This is a genomic window from Mycobacterium sp. MS1601 (assembly GCF_001984215.1).
GTDB lineage: Bacteria > Actinomycetota > Actinomycetes > Mycobacteriales > Mycobacteriaceae > Mycobacterium.
Genome location: NZ_CP019420.1, coordinates 2,414,229 through 2,432,421, shown reverse-complemented (window position 1 = coordinate 2,432,421; position 18,193 = coordinate 2,414,229). Strand labels below are relative to the sequence as shown.

Below are 18,193 nucleotides of genomic sequence, written 5' to 3'. Positions count from 1 at the left end.
GGTGTCGATTACGGAATCAGTGGACGCGAACGACGATCTCGGAGTGTCCGAGCCGGATGACGTCACCGTCAGCAAGCTGCCATTCCTGGACCGGAGCGTTGTTCACCGTGGTGCCGTTGGTGGAGTTCAGGTCCGACAACAGCGCCACCTGGCCGTCCCAGCGGATCTCCAGGTGCCGGCGCGACACCCCGGTGTCGGGGAGACGGAACTGCGCGTCCTGGCCGCGACCGACGACGTTGGCTCCCTCACGCAGCTGGTAGGTGCGGCCGCTGCCGTCGTCGAGCTGCAGCGTGACGTTGGCGCCGCCCGCGTAACCCGAGGGTGCGGCCTGGCCGTAGTCGTAAGCGCCTTGGCCGGGCTGGTCGTAACCCTGCTGACCATAGCCCTGGTCGTAACCCTGCTGGCCGTAGTCGTAGTCACCACGAGGCGGCTCGCCGTAGCCGCCCTGATCGGGGTAGCCGCGGCCGTAGTCGGGCCCCTGGCCGGGTCCGGGACGACCGTAGCCCTGTTCCGGGTAGCCCTGGCCGTAGCCGCCGTGATCGGGGTAGCCACCGCGCCCGTAGTCGTCGTAACCGCGGCCGGGAGGCTGCTGGCGGCCGTAATCGCCACTCGGCGGGCCGTAAGGGTTGCCCTGGGGGCCGGGGGCTCCGTAGCCGCCGCGGCCGTAGCCGGGGTCGTAACCACCCGAGGGCGGGCCGTAACCGGCGGGCGGGCGCTGGTCGTAGGACGGGGCATAGCCGCCCTGGTCGCCGTAACCGCCCTGCTCGGGGTAGCCCTGCCGAGGCGGGTAACCGGGCTCGCGCGGCGGGTAACCACCCGGCTCCTGGGCGCGGGGGTCTTCCTGCGGACGAGCGTCCTGGGGACGGCCTTCTTGCGGGCGGCCTTCTTGCGGGCGACCGTAGCGGTCGTCGTAGTACTCGTCGCCTGACTGCCCCTGCCCCTGGCTGCCGCGGTAACTGGGATTGTCGGTCATCGGTGGTACTCCTGGTTCTGCGGTAGACGCCTGGTCTGATTGTGATGGGGCGGGCTCAGCGGTGGTGGATCGGGGTGCGGGGCCGGCGGGCACATCACGACTGGCATCGGGGTTGACCACCCCGCGCGCTCGTACCTGTCCGGTACGCAGCTGCGACGACTCCGCGAATCGCACAACCACGTCTCCATACGTTTGCCACCCTTGTTCGCCGATGTAGCCGCCCAGATGCTTGGCGAAAGCGTCCGCCGTCAGCTCATGATCGGCGAGCACCTTCTGGTAATCGGTGGCACTGAGGGTAATGACGTATTCGTTGGGCGCCAAAAGCCGCCCGCCCTGCAGCGAGCGCACGCCGTCGGCGGCCTCCCGGCGCAACATGCCTTCGACCTCCTGCGGCACGATCGATCCGCCGAACACCCGGGCGAAGGCATCGCCGACCGTGGACTCGAGCTTGCGGTCGAGTCGTTGCACCAGTCCCATGTCACCGCCCACCTGTTCTCGTCGTGACCCACAGCCGTGCACAGGGAGTGTCGGGTCCCCGTGGTTTCCTCCTGCATGGTATCGGTCCTCGCTGGGACAATGGCACCATCTGCAGCCGGTGAATCCGAACGGAGCAGGTCAGCGCGCTGTGCCGGACCGCCTCTGATCTTCGCGTTTGGGATCTGAGGGCCGGTGCGTGCTAATCTCACCCGGTTGTTTTGGGCGAGTGGCGGAATGGCAGACGCGCTGGCTTCAGGTGCCAGTGTCCTTCGGGACGTGGGGGTTCAAGTCCCCCTTCGCCCACAGTGAGCGGTTCTACGGAACCGCAGCACCTAGGTCACGAATCAGAAATGGTTCGTGACCTTTGTGTTTGTGTGGGCAGCCTCGGAGGGGTGCGGCTGACAGATGCGGGAGTTAGAGGCGCAAGTCGCCGGGGAGTCAGTCGCCCCGGGTTTGATGCACACCTTCTCCAAGGGAAGGTTGTTTGCATCATGCCGAGCAAGTACGACGACGAGTTCAAGGCGCGGGCGGTGCGGTTGGTCACCGACCATGCCAAGGAGTACACCACCCGCACGGCGTGCATCATCGCGGTGGCCAAGCGGTGGGCGTGTCCTACGAATCGCTGCGTCGCTGGGTCAACCAGACCGAGGTTGATACCGGCCAGCGAGACGGAGTGCCGACCGATGACCGCGCGGGCGTTGCGTGAACTCAAGCGCAAGAACCGTGAGCCTGAGGAAACCATCGAAATCCTCAAGGCCGCAGCAAGTTTCTTCGCGCGGGATGGCGACCTGCGACACCGTTGAATTGTGCTTTCAGCGCCGAGCATCGCGCTCGGTTCGGGGTCGCTCCGATCTGCCGAGCGCTCACCGAGCACGGCCGGCGCAAACCCGAATCGCTGTACGGCGCCACCAAGATGTGGGCCCACCTGCAGCGACAAGGTATCGCCGGGACCCGCTGTACCGTCTGACCGACGTGGAACTACCCACCGCCGACTGGGTGCACTGGTACAACACCAACCGACTCATGCGCCGCCTGGGCCGCATCCCATCCCTCGAGTACGAGACCGTCCACTACGCTACAAACCCATCAGAGGCTGCACACCAATAACCGGTGTGCATGAAACCCAGACGGCTTCACCTATTCGTGCAGCAGACCCATTGGGTGCCGGCAAGGTTGTTCAAGATCGAGACCTCGGTGCCCGAGCGCAGTGGCGCCCGCTGCTGGAAAGTGCCGAGCGTGCCGTCTTCTGGTCATGTCCTTCGGGCTAGGGCGTCATCAGCCAGTTTGGTGCGGATCAGGCGGGCTGCGTGCATTCCCGACTCGATGGCACCGTCGATGAAGCCGTGGAAGAATTCGGCGATGTCAGCGCTGGCGAAGATCACTCGGTCGTCAAGGTGGGCAAAGTTGACATGGGGCTCGAGTTTGGTGAGTTGGCCTGGCTGCAAGAAGCCGTACCCGCCCCGGAAGAGAGGGTCGTCCGTCAGGTAGCGGTCGCCCACACTGTCGATAACACTCACGTGGGGCAGTGCCCTGGTGATCGCCGCACGCAGCACCGCGGTATCGGTGATGTCGAAGTTTTCGTCCCGCGGGTAGATGGCGATGACTTGTTCATCGAATTCCCGAAAGCTCACGGTGAAGAAGCCGATTGGAGCCGCCGCATCTCCAGAGAAGAGCATCGAGCGCGACTCGCCTTTGATGATCGCAACTGCCTTGCCGGTCGACAAAGCCGTCATGCCCGCTCGAGACGCTTCTGCTTGCTGCGGGCTCAGCGCCGGCGAGAGTTCGAGGTACGACCACACGTTGGCAGGAACCGCCACGATCACCGAGGAGCCAACGTATCGCCGCCCGTCGACGAGGGTAACCGTGACCTCGCCGGCATTGGATACGATCGATTTCACTTGACTATTCAGCAGGACGTCGGCGCCGCCATCCTCGATGATGCGGGAGAGCAAGCCACCGGTGCCGCACTCCAACCTCCAGCTCATTTCCATGTCGACAAAGTCGTCGTAGTTGTCCGACCCGAGAGCGAACCAACGCAGCATTGCCGACCAGCTCGCTTGGTCGATGGGACGTCCTGCGAACTCGGCCAGATACATTTCCAGGATCAGGCGCTCGGTGTCATCGATGTCCGCTGCCGACAACGCGTCCGCGATGGTTAGGTCATCGATCTGCTCGACTTGCTCGCGTTCCTGAAGCGGCCGCGCTGGATTGGGAAAGACGCGAACCGAGCCGCCCAGGGCCTTGTTCATCGCGCGCCGAGTCAGTGCAGTGATTTCTGCGGCGGGCGCCCAGTGAGTCGCTCCTTCGGCGTGCGTCACCATCCACTCGTATTCGCGGCCCCGCACCAGGGAGGCTTCCAGACCGTACCGGGTGATCTCAGCCCAGACGTGTGGCTGAGTCCAGTGCACAAAAGTGCCGCCGACATCACCGGGGGACCCGTCTGACAAAGGACGGCTTCCTGAGCGGCCCCCAATCCGGTCGCGGGCTTCGAGCACAAGTACGCGGAGCCCCCGCGAGGCGCATTCTCGAGCAGCTGTGGCGCCGGCAAAACCCGCTCCAACGACTATGACGTCCCAATTTCCCATAACTTGAGCACTCCCGATAGACACTAATGGCGCACAAAGTGACATTAGCATCAAAAGCTGGACCGCACGGGTGTCGTGAGCCAGCGATTAGCGTGTCAGCAGAGATGCCCCAACGAGGCAACGAAGAGAGTGTTGTGAAGGCGGACGACGAAAAGCCGGCCAGGCTCGGCCCGAGCACCTCTAGGCCAAGGCCAGGAGGGCGCACTGAACGCAACGGTAAGGCCGTGTACGCCGCGGTCATCCAGGCAATGAATGACCAGGGCCTGGAATTCACCTATCAGGACGTTGCCGACCGGTCTGGTGTTAGCCGTCGGACACTGCACCGCAGATGGCCGGAACGCAAAGACTTGATTGCCGACGCGCTACGCGCGAGCTATGACGGCTTCGAAGTCACGTTATCCGGCAGGCTCGACGATGATGTCCGCGAATTCGCTTATAGGTTCCGCGATTTCGCCATGACACCCACGAGCGTGATGATTGATGGGCTTGCCGCGCTCTCCCCTGACCAAGATTTCGCTCAGCTCAGCCGCGCTGCGTTCGAGCAAGCCGCCGCTCCGATGCTGGAGACCTTGGTATGCGCCGCCGAGAAGTCACAGGTTGCCTCAGGCATCGACATGGCAACCATCATGGGCATGTTGATTTCGCCGATCGTCGTTTCGTGCTCGATCCTGCGCCAGCCGCCTACGGACACCCAGATTGAGCTGCTTGTGGATCATGTACTTCGGGCCGCCAAAGCACAGCCACCCGCAGCTGACTCCACCGCGGCGAGGTCCTATACCCCTCATGCGCAGCAGAGGAGCTGACGTGACGGACCCTGATCTTCCAGTCGGGTCTGATTCACCAATCCCGACCTTCGCACAGATCGGCTGCCAGCAGAACAATTTGCGCAGATGCGGGCACGTACCTCGATTTGGTGGAACCACCAGCCGCCCGGCGGCGTCTGGCTAGCCCATCTATCAGACACGCCCCAGTGGTGCTCGTGGGCGCTGACTAAGCCCACGACGGCCCCGTGCTGGAACATTTGCTCGCGCACCTGAAGGTCGATCGCCATGGTGGATGACCACGCGCCCGTCCCGATCGCGTCCGCGGCGACAAGGCCCTACTCCAGCCGAGCAACACGACAACAACTACGCCGGCGCTCGGATGCCCAGTCCGGTCGATAGGTGGGTCTTCCCTGCACCTGGTGGTCCGAGGAAGACGACATTCTGTTTGGTGGCGATGAAATCCAGGGTGCCCAGGTGTGCGATGTGTTCGCGTTTGAGGCAGGGTTGATAGTCGAAGTCGAAATCCTCCAACGCTTTCCGAGAGGGCAATCGGGCGACTCGGATGCGACCCTCACCCCCGTAGGGTGTAACGGTCGGTGTGCCCGACCAGGAAATCATCGCTGAGTGTCAGGCGCCGTGTTCTCGGTGTTGAATCCGAACTCGCGGGCGGTCTCGCGCATGAGCGGGATGATGACCGCTGGTTCGCGGCCGGCGAGATTCGTGGCAGCGTTACCGTAGTGGTTGGCGATGGTCGGGTTGCCCCCGCAGGCGATGGCTTTCTTGACGGTCGGCACGTCGCACCTCTTCACGATCCAAGAGAAGGCGGTGTTGCCGAACCGTCGGTCTTGAATGTTGGGGTCAGCGCCAGCATCGAGCAAGGCAGAAACGATTTCTGATTGCTCTTGTTCGGCGGCGTAGTGCAGGGGCGTTTTACCATCGGCGTCTTGAGCGTTGACGTCATGCTCACCACTGGCCACCAACGCCAGATACTGACCTATCCGATTCTTGATGCCGAACATGTGTAGCGGTGTCCGCGCCATCACAACCTCCCTTCTGACGGTGCCTGGATCTTTCTGATCACTGTAGGTCCTCCACGTGGAGCATCTGGTAGCGGTGAATCATGCTTGCTGTCACTGGTTTTGGCGTGCGCGTTTCTTTGCATCTGGGTCTTCGTCTTTTCTTCTTCGGTTCGCTTTTCTTCTTATTGTCTTTCTTCTTGCTGTCGACGAAACGCCTGCTTAGCAACAGTATTCGTGTGGGGTACTCTGCACTCGACTGGCAGGCGTCACACGTACAGACCTCTCGATGGGTGGTTGGGCTCAGGGTTCGCCGCGATGTAAATGCATGTCTGCCCGGTGTGTCACGCATGGGTGAAGAAGATCCAGACAGATTCGGCCGAGAAGTGGATTCGCTCAGTTCATCTCGGGAGTTGGGATGTCGTAGCGGATCAGTACGTTCACGTGATCGGCTTCTTGTGGTGGGTCAACGAAGATCTGGATGCGCACCGGTCCGGTACGCTCGATTGGGATAGCGCCGCCCTCTTCCGGTTCGTCCCACAAAAGCTCGTAGACCCCAAGCTGGGGTGGATCCGTGAAGATCAGATTGCGGTCAAACACCAACGTTCCAAGCTCGGTAGCGTCGCTGCCGCGATAGACCCGCACCTGCACGCCCTTATCCCTATAGTCCGCCTCATCTGCTGACATGGTGATGACGCTGACCGTGTGCTCGGAGAACCACAACCCGTACTCCAGGCCTCCGTCGCTCGTCGCCCCGTGACCACCAACGTCGGAGATCACGATCTGCCCATGGTCGGGAAAGACTTCGACATCCAGCAATAGCTCGTTGTTCATGACCTCGATCGATCTTCAGGGGACGAATTCTCTTTGCTAGAGCACGAGTTTGATGTCACCGGCCATCCTTCTTCTTGCGTTTCTTTTGGGCTTGGGTTTCGCGTTTCTTCTTTTTCTCGCTCTTCTTCTGATCTTTTTTACCGGACTTGTTGCCGCCATCGTTGCTGGACTTGCGGCTACCGGAGTTCTCGTTGGAGCTTGAGTTGAGGCCACCGCTGTTTTTGTTCTGCTGACTGTCGGTGGTTTGTGTTTCGGGGTCGTTCCAGGTGTTCTGAGCCTCTTTTAAGGCGGTCGTGGCTGCGCGGTTGCGCTCGGCGGCTGTCGGAGGTTCACTACTGGTGTTGCGTCGGTCGATCGCACAGCTTGAGCATCGCGTCAAGGCGTCATCGCCACGGTAAACAGTCGTATATTGGTCCCCCGGTTTCACGCCCTGACGCGCATATAAATCGCTGAGGATCTGGCCCTCGATATTTGATTCACTCAAGGGGAGATCGTAGGTGTCGGCGCCTCTGCCGCCCTGTTGTGCTGAGGCGTGCGGGAATTCGTGCCAGGCGCGGCCTATACGCTCCACCCCCCTCGGTAGGCCACGCTGAGCTTCTCGTCGGTTCCTCTGTATGTCTTTCTTGGATAGAACGCGGTCGAGCAGGTTGGGTTTGCCGCCTTGGATGCTGTCGAGGTTGGCGTTGTAGTGGCCGGGGATTTCGGTTTCGCTGTAGACGCCTGCGGGGGCGGGGGTTTGGTGTCCGCAGTCGAGGGTGCAGCCGGTTGGCAGGGAGCGTGGGCCGTCGGGGCCGTGCCCTGGTGGTAGTTTGCCGCCGGCGGGTGGCAGCGCGGGTGGGATGGTGCCACCTGGTGGTGTTCCGCCGGCGGTGGGGGGTGCGTTGGGGGCTTTGGGGGTTCCAGCGCCCGGAAGCATGCCCTTGCCTGCTGCGCCCGTTATCTGGTCGGCGAGCTGTGCCGGTGGGGTGGGGGTGGTCTTGGCGACATCGATCACCTTGTCGGCGTTGTGTAGTGCTTGACCAGCGAGGGTTTCGAGACCTTCAGTGGCGACCTTTTTGGCGGCTCCTTGGGGGGTGACCATGCTTGCCATCCCGAGCGCGTCGGAGGCGAAGCCGAGGGCTTGGTTGTCGGGCATGGCTGCGGCGGCGATGTCGACTCCGGCGGAGGCCAGGTTGACTGTCACTGAGGCGATGGCGGCGGCGCCGGCGGGTCCGCCGACGCCGGTGATGGCCAGGGCGACACCCCCGACGAGGATGGCTGATTCCAGCGGGTTTTCTTTGACGAATGTGCCGACCGCGGTGACGCCGCTGACGGTCGCGTTGGCGGCGGTGGTGATCGCCCCGCCGACGGCGTCGACAGCACCGGAGAGGGTGTCGAGGAATCCGGCCGGCAGCGGTGGGCCACCGGGGCTGCCGGTGTGCAGGGGTGGGTCGACGAAGACGGGGAAGACCGTCTCGGGTGTGGGGTCGATGACTTCGGTCATCTGATAGAGCCCGGGTCGCAACTGCCGCACCACGTAGGAGGAGGGGACCAGGGTTCCGGTGGCATCGCGGGTTTCGGCGGGGGAGAACAGTGCCACGGTGTCGGCGGTGGGGGTGGCGCGGTTGATCGTCAGGTAGCCGTTGGTGTGAGCAAGCATCACCGTGTCAGCCGGTGTCCGCACGAACGTGGTGACGGCTCGGGGGCCGGACGGGTCGGGGATGCGGGCGATGGTGCGGGTGCCCGAGCCGGTGTTCTCAGCCAGGAAGTCGAATCCGGCACCCCGGTTCGGGTAGACCACGTGGCCGTCGACGGTCGCTTGGGCGGGGCCCAGGCCACCGGGTAATACGATCTGCACCGGTCCGGCGGCGGTGTCGCGGGTCAGGCCGGCCACCGGGTCGTTGGGCATGCCCACCGCCCGCTGGACGGGCGTCAACGACGCATCCGTGCCGACTGCGGAGTCGCCGAACGCGGCGACGGCGTGGCGGGCGACGACATCGGCACTGGTCAACTCCGGCGCTGAGGCCACCACCGTGGCATCGCTGCTCTGCGGGCGGGCGGAGGTCCAGCGTTCGGCGTACTGCACCCCGGTCACCACCAGCACCACGGTGGCGACGATGGCCAGCACCTGTCCTGGCCAGCGAACCCATATGGACTGATGTTCGGTGGTCAGAAAGTTATCTGAATCGAACTGTTTGCGTGCATGACGGCCCATGACCCACCCCTGTGGCTATCACTCTCGAATCCCCATCAACCGGATAGTCGGCGAGATTGCGAGAACTTATGCAGAGGTAGTCGAGATTGTCGGAGCAATCCGAACGCATTGTGATGCAGCTAACAGCAACGTGCAGCTAACGTGTCATGAGAAGTAGATGTGCCCACTTGGGAACTGAACCATGTTGCTGGTATCTGTCCGTACCAAGTTTCAGTGAACTCAGTGATACCAGCCCGATGACGGGCCTTTCACCCGTCGCCGCGCCGCGTTTCGCGGGTCTGCCGAAGGGGATCTCGATGGTTGCCCCATGATTTGCACGAAACGCCGCGGCATTGCGCTATCTGATCCTCAGCAACCTGGGCTCCAACAATCCACGACTCGGTGACCTAGGTTGGCCGGCGCAAACCACACCTGCCCAAAGCCCGCACGCGGCGGTAACAGCGCTGCCGGTCAACCCCACCAACGTCGTCAACCTTGGTGGCAGCGTCGGTTTCCTGGCCCCTCAGCGCGTGAGCTAGGTAATCGCGGTACCGGCTGCGACGTGTTTACCCGGACTCACCGCCATCTGGTTTTCGTTGACAACCGGAGGTCAGCGACGTCGTCCATGGGTACCCAGGGTGGCGTGGACTAGGGCGGTTGTGCCGCACGATCTACCTGAGCCCTGTAGATATGACGAGGATCTTTAACCCCACTCAGACACGCGGCGGCGGTCCTCACTGTCGGCTCCGGTTGAATTCTGAGCAGCCTGCTCCGGTCGAAAAGTGAGCAGGTTTACGGGGTTGAGTCTGCCTGACGATCGGCTTCTACGGAGGGCAGTGACTCGATCGCGGTGTGTTTGATGCGGTAACTGGCGCCTTTGAGGGCGATGACGTCGGCGTGGTGGACGATGCGGTCGATCATCGCTGAGGCGATGGTGGCTTCGCCGAAGACCTGTCCCCAGCGGGAGAACGGCAGGTTAGAAGTCAGGATGATCGACGACTTCTCGTATCGGGTCGAGACCAGTTGGAAGAACAGGTTGGCCGCTTCGGTGTCGAACGGGATGTAGCCGACCTCGTCGATGACGATCAACCCGTAGCGCGAGATTTTGCGCAGTTCGGCGTCGAGGCGGTCGATGCGGTGCGCTTCGGCCAAGCGGGTGATCCAGCCGGTGGCCGGGGCGAATGCGACCCGGTGCCCGGCATGGGCGGCCGCGATCGCCAGCGCGGTCGCCAGATGGGTTTTGCCGGTGCCGGGCGGGCCGAGCAGGACGATGTTGCGGGCTTCAGCCAGCCAGCCCCCAGCCTCGAGTCGAGCGATCTGGGCGCGGTCGACGGCGGGTTGAGCGGTGAAGTCGAAATCAGTGATCGTCTTGATCGCCGGAAACCCGGCGTACCGAATCCGTTGTCGAGCACCGGATTCTGCACGAGCGTTGGACTCCACTGCCAACACAGCACCCAGGTAATCTTCCAGCGACCAATTCGCCGCCCGGCCCTGCTCAGCGAGGCGGTGATAGTGCGCGGCGATGCGCGGGGCTTTGAGCAGACGGGATTGGTGGGCGATCAGTTTGTCGGCCTCACCGGGTGCCGGGGTGCGTTTGGTGGCCATCAGGCGACCTCCCCGGTCCCGAACAGCGTGTCGTAGGCGCTCAAGTCAGCGACTTCGACGTCGACCTCGAGGTGAGCGCCGGCGGCGGGTCTGGTGCGGAACTGTTCGCGCAGCACCGCCGCTGCGGCCACATGCTCAGGGTCAGTCAGCAGTCCAGCGGTGCCCCACAGGCGTTCATGATCAGCCACACAGCGATCCCCGCAGTGGGCGACGATGCGATCCAAGCTGGCCCGCACGGTGATCATCCGGCCGATCACCTCCGGATGCATGGAGTAGGCGTTGCCGCCGAGGCTGACGTAGTAGTCGCGGCCCAGCCGGGTGGTCACCGTCGTGCCGGTGACCGGAGCCATCGGCGGCAACACCGCCATCGACGCTCGGTCGGCGACGAGCGCATCCGCGGGAACCATCCGAGTGATCGCGTGGGTGCGCCGGTTGGCGTAGGTGGTCAGCCAGCCCAGCAGTTGGGCGTTGAAATCTGCCGGCGAGGCGAAGGTACGTCCCGGCAGAAAGGACGTATCGAGGTAGCCGTTGGCTCGCTCGACCACCCCTTTGGTCTCCGGGTCATAAGGCCGGGCCTGGATCAGCCGGGTGCCCAGCACACCGCAGAACCCGGCCACGCCCTGGGCCAGGCGGCGGCGTTGACCGATACCGGACTCGTTGTCCCACAACAAGCTCCGAGGCACACCGCCGAGCTGAGTGGCGATCAACTGCCACATCCCCGCCAACAAATCCCCGGTGACCCGCGACGGGACCATCACCGCAGCGATGAACCGTGAATAGGCGGCCACCATCACCAACACCGGAAACGACCGCAACACCCCAGCGTGATCAGGAACGAGGTGCCCAGGAAACCACAGATCGCACTGCACCTGTTCGCCAGGCAGATGCACCAACCGGTCACTGGGATCGACCGGGGCGTACTCCGGACGAATCCGAGCGACGTTCTCGGCGAACCAAGAATGTCCGCCAGACCACCCGACTCGCTCAGCGATCACCGTCGCCGGCATCAACGGGAACTCCGTGAGCAGAGCACGCACGGCCAACTCGACCTGCGCCCAGGCCGAGCCCACCACCGGCGCCCGTTCATACCGAGGTGGTGCATCCGCCTGTACTGCCTTGGCCACGGTGTTGCGGGACAAGTCCAGCCGCCGCGCGATCGCCGCCTTCGACAGCTTCTCCGACCGATACAGCCGGCGAATCTCCGCCCAATCCTCCACAGTGATCACTCTCCAATCGAAAGGTGAAGTGCTCACTTTTCGACCGGAACTACCTGCTCACTTTTCGACCGGAGCTGACACCTCACGACAGCCAAACAAAAGCCGTCAATCATCCTGAAACAAAGACTTATTCGGATGGCCTCAATGCACGTTGATCGCGGGATGTTTCTAGGTTTTCAGGCGGCGTCTACCGGGCCGTCATGGAGGCAGCGACAACGAGGCTTCGCAACGCATGGTTGGGGATCCGGCTGTGCAGTTCCCCCCCAAGTGGTCTGTCGCCACGGATGTTACTGGCACGAACGCCTTCACTTGCAGCGCGAGAGGCGCACGCAAGCCTGCAGACACCTCGGACCTCGGCACTCACTGATGGGCCTTCCGCACGACTCGCCGCGATGCCATGTGGCACGCCGGGATGTTGAACGGTGTTCGTAGCGCCTGTCGGAAACGCGCAGACCTCGAGGAGTGACGTGCCTTTGACTCCGTGAAAGCACACGAGTGCGAACTCGAACCTTGCAGCCGAGGCGTAGCGATCGACAGGTTCTCGCGATGGGCTTATGGGCTATCCCGCGCAGTCTCTGCTGCACGTGTGGAGCTACGTCTCAGACGTCGGGCTCGGCCGCGCCGCCCAGTCACCGCCGTACGATGAAGCTCCTGTAATCGGCTGAACGCCCGCGAGCATCCAGAAGACAGTTGCGCCGAGGCCGAACACATCAGCCGTGACGCGCTACAGGCGCGCTGTCGTCGGGATTTGACCCGGCACGCCAATACGTGCGATCTCGGTGCCATGGTCGGGATGCTTCCGGCAACGAACTGCTCACCTCAGACCCCCTAGTTACCGGACCGTCGAAAGACGATCTCGAAGGTATTCGAGACGGGACGATGTTGTTCGGGACCGCGTGTGCCCGTTAGCTTTTGAGCCATGACATCAGTGCTCATCACCGGTTGTTCTTCGGGCTACGGTCTCGCTACTGCGCGAAAGTTTCTTGATGAGGGATGGAACGTCGTCGCCACGATGCGAACACCACGCGAGGACGTGTTGCCGAGCTCGGACCGGTTGGAGATCGTCGCCCTCGACGTCACCAGCCCGGATAGCATCGCGAACGCAATCCAGGCCGCCGGACCAATCGACGTCCTGGTCAACAACGCGGGGATCGGCGGTATCGGCCCCTTCGAGGCGACCTCCATGGAGACCACGCGCGAGTTGTTCAACACCAACACCTTTGGAGTCATGGCGTTAATCCAGGCGGTGATACCGCAGATGCGAGAGCGTCGCTCCGGAGTGATCGTCAACGTCACCTCGAGCACTACGCTGGCGGCCATGCCGTTGGCCGCTGTCTATACCGCGAGCAAGGCCGCCATCGAGGGCTTCTCCGGGTCATTGGCCTTGGAGTTGGGGTTCTTCGGCGTGCGGGTCAAGCTCGTCGAACCGGGTTACGGACCGTCGACGGCGTTCACCAGCAACGGCGCCGACCGCATGAGCCAAACCCCCGAGGCCTACGTTCCGTTCGCGGCCCCCATCATGGAGGCGTTCGGTCAACCCGGTGAGGTGACCACCCCCGGTGACGTGGCCGACGTGGTGTTCAAGGCTGCCACCGACACATCGGACCAGCTGAGGTTCCCTGCCGGTCCCGATGCGGTGGCGTTGGCCCAGACAATTGGACTCGCCACATCGGGATAGGTATGCCGGACGTGCACTGACCTCCACGCTAGCGTCTGCTGCATGGGCGGCACAGAACCGCTGGAGGAACTGATGTCGCTGCTGCGTCCCGAGGCGGTGCTGGCCAAGATCATCACCGGCGCAGGCCAGTGGGGTGTCCAGAAGCCCCGTTACGGCGACCCCGCGTTCTGCCTGGTGCTCGACGGTGCGTGCCTACTTGGGCCTGAGGGTCTCGACGATATCGACCTTCGCCGCGGTGACTTCGTGTTCTTCCCGCAGACACCGGGCTTCACCATGCGCAGCCACCCGGGGGCCACCCCGGTCTACACACCCCTCGATCACTCACGTGACACGCACCACGGCGACGGATCCGAGCCGGTGACCATGCGGATGCTCGGCGGGTATTTCCGCTTCGACCCTGCCAGCGCGGCCCTGCTGGTCGCCCTTCTCCCGCCGGTGATCCTCGTGCGGGGCGGACAATCGGGTGCGGCGAGATTGACCCGGCTGGTGGAACTCATCGCCGAGGAGGCGGACACCGACGGCCCCAGTCGCGACGTGATCCTCAAACGCCTCGTCGAGGTGCTGGTCATCGAAGCCGCCCGAGTCCCCGCCGGGCCGGAATTGGGCAGTCGTGGCAGAGGATTGATCGCCGGGCTCGCGGACCCGGTGCTGGCCCCTGCGCTGCGTGCGTTGCACTCCGACGTCGCCCGCGGCTGGACCGTCGAGAAGCTCGCTGCCGTGGCCGCCGTGTCGCGCGCGGTGTTCGCGCAACGATTCACCAGGACAGTGGGGTTGACGCCCATGCAGTATCTCCTGGAATGGCGGGTCGCTTTGGCCAAAGACCTACTCAGAACCGAGCGGTCAGCCGTGGCCCACGTGGCTCAGGTAGTCGGCTACCAATCCGCGACCGCATTCACGACCGCATTCGGACGGGTGGCGGGATGCACCCCGTCTGAATACGCACGCCTGGCGCACAGCGCGACGGACGGTGCGGGTCCACCCCAGACGTTGACCTAACCGCTTCGGCTGCGCTGTCGGATTGTGTCCGAGCTGGGCCTTCCCCAGTTATCTACCCTTGATGAACAGCAGAGTTCTCGGGCAGCACGCTGCTCGGACACCTCCAGTTACAGGCCGAAACCTTCTTCAGTCCAGGTCATGCTGGAAGGGGAGGTCGTAGCGGATCAGTACGTTCACGGCTTCAGCTTCCTTTGGTGGGTCGACGAAGATCTGAATACGCACCGGCCCAGAACGCTCGATCAATACCGAGCCACCACCCTCGTCGGGCTCGTCCGTCAACGGCTCGTAGATCCCGAGTCGGGGAGGGTCGGTGAAGATCAGGTTGCGGTCAAAGACCAACGCGCCCAGACCAGCTTGGTCGCCGCCGCTATACACCCGTACTCGGACTCTACGACCGCTCTGTGTCGCGAAGTCGGCGTCCATGGTGCAGACGGCGACAGTGGAGTCGCCGAAATACACCCCGTATTCATCACGCCCACCTTGCTCTGGTATCTCACGGCCTCCGACATCGGAGATCTCGACCATGCTGTAGTAGGGAAATACTTCGACATCGAGAAGCAGCCGGTTGGTCATTGGCTACTGTTCTCTTAGTCGGACTTCTTCGGGGCGGCAAAGGTTTCCATGCTATCGGCCGTCTTTCTTTCTGCACTTCTTCGGGACCTGAGTCTCGCGCTTCTTCTTTCTCCGTCTTCTTTTTTGCTGGTCCTTTTGGCGGCTGCAGCGTTGCGATCAGCAGCTGTCGGAGGTTCGTTCGCGGCATTGCGTCGGTCGATCGCACAGTTGGCGCACCGCGTCAGCGCATCGTTACCACGATAAGCGGTGGTGTACATGTCGCCATAGCCGACGCGTTGGCGTTGGAATAGATCGCTCTCGGTTCTTTACAAGAAGAAACACTCCCGTGAAGCTAGGGTTCAAAGCGTGCAGTCGGTAGGAACAATCCGGGAGTGGCACACCGATGAAGGGTGGGGCGTCATCGACTGTCCCGACACCCCCGGGGGCTGCTTCTGCCACTTCAGCCACCTTTTTCACGAAGACATCCCCCCGCCGCCGCCCGGTGAGGTCGCCTACATTTCCGGTGGGTTCCGTGAGGCTTTCGAGGGTGAGACAGTGGATTTCGACTGGCAACCTGTCGATCCCGGCAGCCAAGACGGATATTCTTTTGTCGCCATCACCGTGTGGCCCCGCGGGCGCCCAGCACCGCACCGCAGCTTCCGCTATTGCAAGGCGGGGGAGAGTCCCCACCGCTGCCCATAACCGGCTCTCGCCACCTAGACGGTATGGGGGCTGACTCGAGGCCGAAGGCCTCGGGCTGCAATCGGACGTGGGTTGCCGGTGGCGAGTGAACACTCGCACTGGTAGAGCCACAGTTGCAGATCAGGAGGCCTCCGGTGAGTTTCAACGGTACGAGTGTCAATGGCCAAGTTGAAGTATCCGCTGGTGGCCAGATGAAAGTATCCAACCCGTGCGGTAGTTCCTAGGTTGGTGTGGGCTGCTCCTTCCGGTGTCGGGCGTCTTTCATGCGGTAGGAGTCGCCGTCGGTGATGACGACGGTGGCGTGGTGCAGGAGCCGGTCGAGGATGCTGACCGCGGTGGTCTGCTCGGGCAAGAATCGGCCCCACTGTTCGAAAGGCCAGTGCGATCCGATGGCCAACGATCGGCGTTCGTAGGCGCCGGCGACAAGCCGAAACAACAACTGGGTGCCGGTGTCGTCCAAGGGGGCAAAGCCGAGTTCGTCGAGGATGATCAGATCGACCCGCAGCAGGGATTCAATGATCTTGCCGACGGTGTTGTCGGCCAGGCCTCGGTAGAGAGTGTCCACCAGGTCGGCGGCGGTGAAGTAGCGGACCTTGTGGCCAGCGTGGATCGCCGCGGTCCCCAACCCGATCAGGGTGTGGGACTTGCCGGTCCCGGCGGGTCCGATGATGGCCAGATTCTGTTGCGCCCGGATCCATTCCAGACTCGACAGGTAATCGAAGGTCTTCGCCTGGATCGAGGACGCGGCCACATCGAAGGACTCCAGATTCTTGGGCACGGGGAACGCGGCGGCCTTGAGCCGGTTGACGATGTTGGAGGCGTCCCGTGCCGCCAACTCCGTCTCGACCAGCGTGCGCAGGACTTCCTCGGGGGTCCAGCGTTGGGTCTTGGCGGTGATCAACACCTCCGGTGCGGTGCGTCGCACCGCGGCGAGTTTCAGCCGCCGCAATCCGGCGTCCAGGTCGGCGGCCAGCGGTGGAACTGACGGTGGTGCAACAGGTTCCGTGTCGATGATAGGTGGGGTCTTGGTCACGGGATCACCTCACCGTCGGCCACGGCCGGGGTGATCCGGTAGGCGTCCAGGGATCGGGTCGGTGCGACCGGTAGGTCCAGGATCAGGGCGTCCCCGGCCGGGCGGGGCTGCGGTGTGCCGGTGCCGGCAGCCAGGATGGAACGCACGTCAGCGGCTCTGAACCGGCGGAACGCCACTGCCCGGTGCAACGCCGCAATCAGCGCGTCAGTCCCATGGGCCGCGCCCAGGGCGAGCAGAATCTCCAACTCCGACCCGAGTCGGGTGTTGCCGATCGCCGCAGCACCGACCAGGAACGCCTGCGCATCGGCACCGAGGTCGCAGAACTGCTTCTCGACGGTGGTCTTCGGGCGCGGCCCGCGACTCGGTGCCGGGCGCGGTCCGTCGTAGTGCTCGTCGAGGATCGAAGTCCCGCCGGGGGCGGTGAGTTGGTGTTCGGCCACGACCACCCCCGTCGCGGGCTCCAGCAGGACGATCGCACCGTGGTCGACGACCACGGCCACCGTGGACCCGATCAGTCGAGTCGGCACCGAGTAGCGGGCCGACCCGTATCGGATGCAGGACAGGCGGTCGACCTTGCGTAACACTGACGGTGTCTCGATCTGCATTCTCAGAGATGGGAGTGGTTGCAGCAGTTCACGTTCATCGATCAGCCGCTCATCGGGAACTGCGCAGATCTCCGAGTGGGCCGCGGCGTTGACTTCGGCGCACCACGCGATCGCGGCGACGTTCGCATCACGCAGCGTGATCGGTGTTCCAGTCATGGCAGCCTCGGTCAACAGGGGCACGGCCAGGTCGTCCTGGGCGTAGCCGCACAGGTTCTCCACGATGCCCTTGGACTGCGGGTCGCTGGCGTGACAGAAATCGGGCGCGAACCCATAATGGGACGCCAGGCGGACGTAATCCGGAGTCGGTACGACAACGTTGGCCACCACGCCGCCTTTGAGGCAGGCCATCCGATCGGCCAGCACCTTTGCCGGCACGCCGCCGGCGGCGGCCAAGGCCTCGGCGATCAACCCCAGCGTCGTGGTCGCCCGCTCGTTGGTGGCGAAGCGCACGAAGCGCCACCTCGAGAACGCCAGGACCGCGCAGAACAGATACAGCCCCGGTGCGGCCTGGGCCCAGTCGATGACCAGGTACTCACCCGGCTCCCACACCGCCGGACGTCGTCCACGGTGATTGCTGCTGCGCCACAACGCTTTCTCCTCCGCGACGAGGCGGCGAAAGTTGCGGTCAGAACCGGTGTATCCGGCCGCGCGGGCCTCGGCAGTAGCCGCTTGGCCGAGATCCGACCATTCGATTTGTCCACCCGTTCGGCGACCAGACCGGCCACGGCATCGTAGTTGTGCGCCCGTTCGGCCCGCGGTGGCGGCGGCATGCCGGCCTGGTCGGCCTCGAACTTCTCGACGACCTTCTTGACGGTGCGGTGGGTGGTTCCGCACTCTGCGGCGGCGGCTCGGTAAGAGCCGAGCTGGTGATAGGCAGAAATAATGTCCATACGGTCCCTCGCAGACTTCAATGGAACTCCCCGGTGGTGATGGCGATTGGTTGGCGCCTTCACCGTCACCATCGGGGCCCGCAGTTCCTGATC

12 protein-coding genes, 1 tRNA gene and 3 pseudogenes are annotated in these 18,193 nt (G+C 63.6%); 5 read left to right on the top strand and 11 right to left on the bottom strand.

What is annotated here, in order from left to right:
• Positions 1-16: 16 nt before the first annotated feature.
• Positions 17-1,450, bottom strand: coding sequence for an FhaA domain-containing protein (locus tag BVC93_RS11890; protein WP_083737400.1), 1,434 nt, complete (start codon positions 1,448-1,450; stop codon positions 17-19).
• A gap of 220 nt (positions 1,451-1,670) precedes the next feature.
• Between BVC93_RS11890 and BVC93_RS11885 the strand changes: the two genes are divergently transcribed.
• Positions 1,671-1,753 (top strand) — tRNA-Leu (locus tag BVC93_RS11885).
• 188 nt (positions 1,754-1,941) lie between these two features.
• Positions 1,942-2,414, top strand: a pseudogene (locus BVC93_RS11880) (transposase); the annotation flags it as partial.
• A gap of 286 nt (positions 2,415-2,700) precedes the next feature.
• Here BVC93_RS11880 and BVC93_RS11875 read toward each other — a convergent pair.
• Positions 2,701-4,035 carry a flavin monoamine oxidase family protein gene (locus BVC93_RS11875; protein ID WP_192860275.1) on the bottom strand — a complete coding sequence of 445 codons (1,335 nt, stop codon included), beginning with the start codon at positions 4,033-4,035 and terminating at the stop codon, positions 2,701-2,703.
• 134 nt (positions 4,036-4,169) lie between these two features.
• Between BVC93_RS11875 and BVC93_RS11870 the strand changes: the two genes are divergently transcribed.
• On the top strand, positions 4,170-4,838 hold the full coding sequence (locus tag BVC93_RS11870) for a TetR/AcrR family transcriptional regulator (RefSeq protein WP_192860274.1): 669 nt from the start codon (positions 4,170-4,172) through the stop codon (positions 4,836-4,838).
• Between the two features lie 333 nt (positions 4,839-5,171).
• Here the strand turns inward: BVC93_RS11870 and BVC93_RS11865 are convergent.
• The 6 genes and pseudogenes from BVC93_RS11865 to istA (BVC93_RS11840) form a co-directional block, all read right to left on the bottom strand.
• Positions 5,172-5,381: pseudogene (locus BVC93_RS11865) on the bottom strand (ATP-binding protein); the annotation flags it as partial.
• A 32-nt stretch (positions 5,382-5,413) separates the two neighbouring features.
• Positions 5,414-5,818 (bottom strand): ankyrin repeat domain-containing protein, encoded by a 405-nt coding sequence (locus BVC93_RS11860; RefSeq protein WP_236950333.1) that lies wholly within the window; start codon positions 5,816-5,818, stop codon positions 5,414-5,416.
• Between the two features lie 393 nt (positions 5,819-6,211).
• Positions 6,212-6,649, bottom strand: a complete 438-nt coding sequence (locus BVC93_RS11855; protein WP_083737390.1) for a hypothetical protein — start codon at positions 6,647-6,649, stop codon at positions 6,212-6,214.
• Between the two features lie 55 nt (positions 6,650-6,704).
• Positions 6,705-8,843, bottom strand: coding sequence for a NucA/NucB deoxyribonuclease domain-containing protein (locus BVC93_RS11850; protein ID WP_083737388.1), 2,139 nt, complete (start codon positions 8,841-8,843; stop codon positions 6,705-6,707).
• Between the two features lie 771 nt (positions 8,844-9,614).
• A complete protein-coding gene (gene istB / locus BVC93_RS11845; RefSeq protein WP_083737386.1) occupies positions 9,615-10,427 on the bottom strand; it encodes an IS21-like element ISMyma9 family helper ATPase IstB in 813 nt (270 codons plus the stop codon).
• Positions 10,427-11,644, bottom strand: coding sequence for an IS21 family transposase (gene istA / locus BVC93_RS11840; RefSeq protein ID WP_083740980.1), 1,218 nt, complete (start codon positions 11,642-11,644; stop codon positions 10,427-10,429). Before istA (BVC93_RS11840) ends, istB (BVC93_RS11845) begins: the two co-directional genes overlap by 1 nt.
• 919 nt (positions 11,645-12,563) lie before the next feature.
• Here istA (BVC93_RS11840) and BVC93_RS11835 point away from each other — a divergent pair.
• Positions 12,564-13,322 carry an SDR family oxidoreductase gene (locus BVC93_RS11835; RefSeq protein ID WP_083737384.1) on the top strand — a complete coding sequence of 253 codons (759 nt, stop codon included), beginning with the start codon at positions 12,564-12,566 and terminating at the stop codon, positions 13,320-13,322.
• Positions 13,323-13,364: 42 nt separating this feature from the next.
• Positions 13,365-14,318 (top strand): AraC family transcriptional regulator, encoded by a 954-nt coding sequence (locus tag BVC93_RS11830; protein ID WP_236950332.1) that lies wholly within the window; start codon positions 13,365-13,367, stop codon positions 14,316-14,318.
• A gap of 126 nt (positions 14,319-14,444) precedes the next feature.
• Here the strand turns inward: BVC93_RS11830 and BVC93_RS11825 are convergent, their stop codons facing one another.
• The 3 genes and pseudogenes from BVC93_RS11825 to istA (BVC93_RS11810) all read right to left on the bottom strand — a co-directional run bounded on the left by BVC93_RS11825 (position 14,445) and on the right by istA (BVC93_RS11810) (position 18,121).
• The gene (locus BVC93_RS11825) at positions 14,445-14,891 is read right to left on the bottom strand and encodes a hypothetical protein (RefSeq protein ID WP_083737382.1); all 447 of its coding nucleotides are present in this window, start codon (positions 14,889-14,891) and stop codon (positions 14,445-14,447) included.
• A gap of 901 nt (positions 14,892-15,792) precedes the next feature.
• Entirely contained in the window at positions 15,793-16,605 is an 813-nt protein-coding gene (gene istB, locus BVC93_RS11815) for an IS21-like element helper ATPase IstB (RefSeq protein ID WP_083737378.1), read from the bottom strand.
• A pseudogene (istA, locus tag BVC93_RS11810) lies at positions 16,602-18,121 on the bottom strand (IS21 family transposase). Before istA (BVC93_RS11810) ends, istB (BVC93_RS11815) begins: the two are co-directional and overlap by 4 nt.
• Positions 18,122-18,193: the final 72 nt, after the last annotated feature.

Excerpts from the sequence above, each read along its gene's own strand:
- BVC93_RS11825 (WP_083737382.1), bottom strand. The coding sequence starts at position 14,891 with ATGACCAACCGGCTGCTTCTCGATGTCGAAGTATTTCCCTACTACAGC.
- BVC93_RS11860 (WP_236950333.1), bottom strand. The coding sequence starts at position 5,818 with ATGTTCGGCATCAAGAATCGGATAGGTCAGTATCTGGCGTTGGTGGCC.
- BVC93_RS11850 (WP_083737388.1), bottom strand. The coding sequence starts at position 8,843 with ATGGGCCGTCATGCACGCAAACAGTTCGATTCAGATAACTTTCTGACC.
- BVC93_RS11835 (WP_083737384.1), top strand. The coding sequence starts at position 12,564 with ATGACATCAGTGCTCATCACCGGTTGTTCTTCGGGCTACGGTCTCGCT.
- istB (WP_083737386.1), bottom strand. The coding sequence starts at position 10,427 with ATGGCCACCAAACGCACCCCGGCACCCGGTGAGGCCGACAAACTGATC.
- BVC93_RS11855 (WP_083737390.1), bottom strand. The coding sequence starts at position 6,649 with ATGAACAACGAGCTATTGCTGGATGTCGAAGTCTTTCCCGACCATGGG.
- BVC93_RS11830 (WP_236950332.1), top strand. The coding sequence starts at position 13,365 with ATGGGCGGCACAGAACCGCTGGAGGAACTGATGTCGCTGCTGCGTCCC.
- BVC93_RS11890 (WP_083737400.1), bottom strand. The coding sequence starts at position 1,450 with ATGGGACTGGTGCAACGACTCGACCGCAAGCTCGAGTCCACGGTCGGC.
- BVC93_RS11875 (WP_192860275.1), bottom strand. The coding sequence starts at position 4,035 with ATGGGAAATTGGGACGTCATAGTCGTTGGAGCGGGTTTTGCCGGCGCC.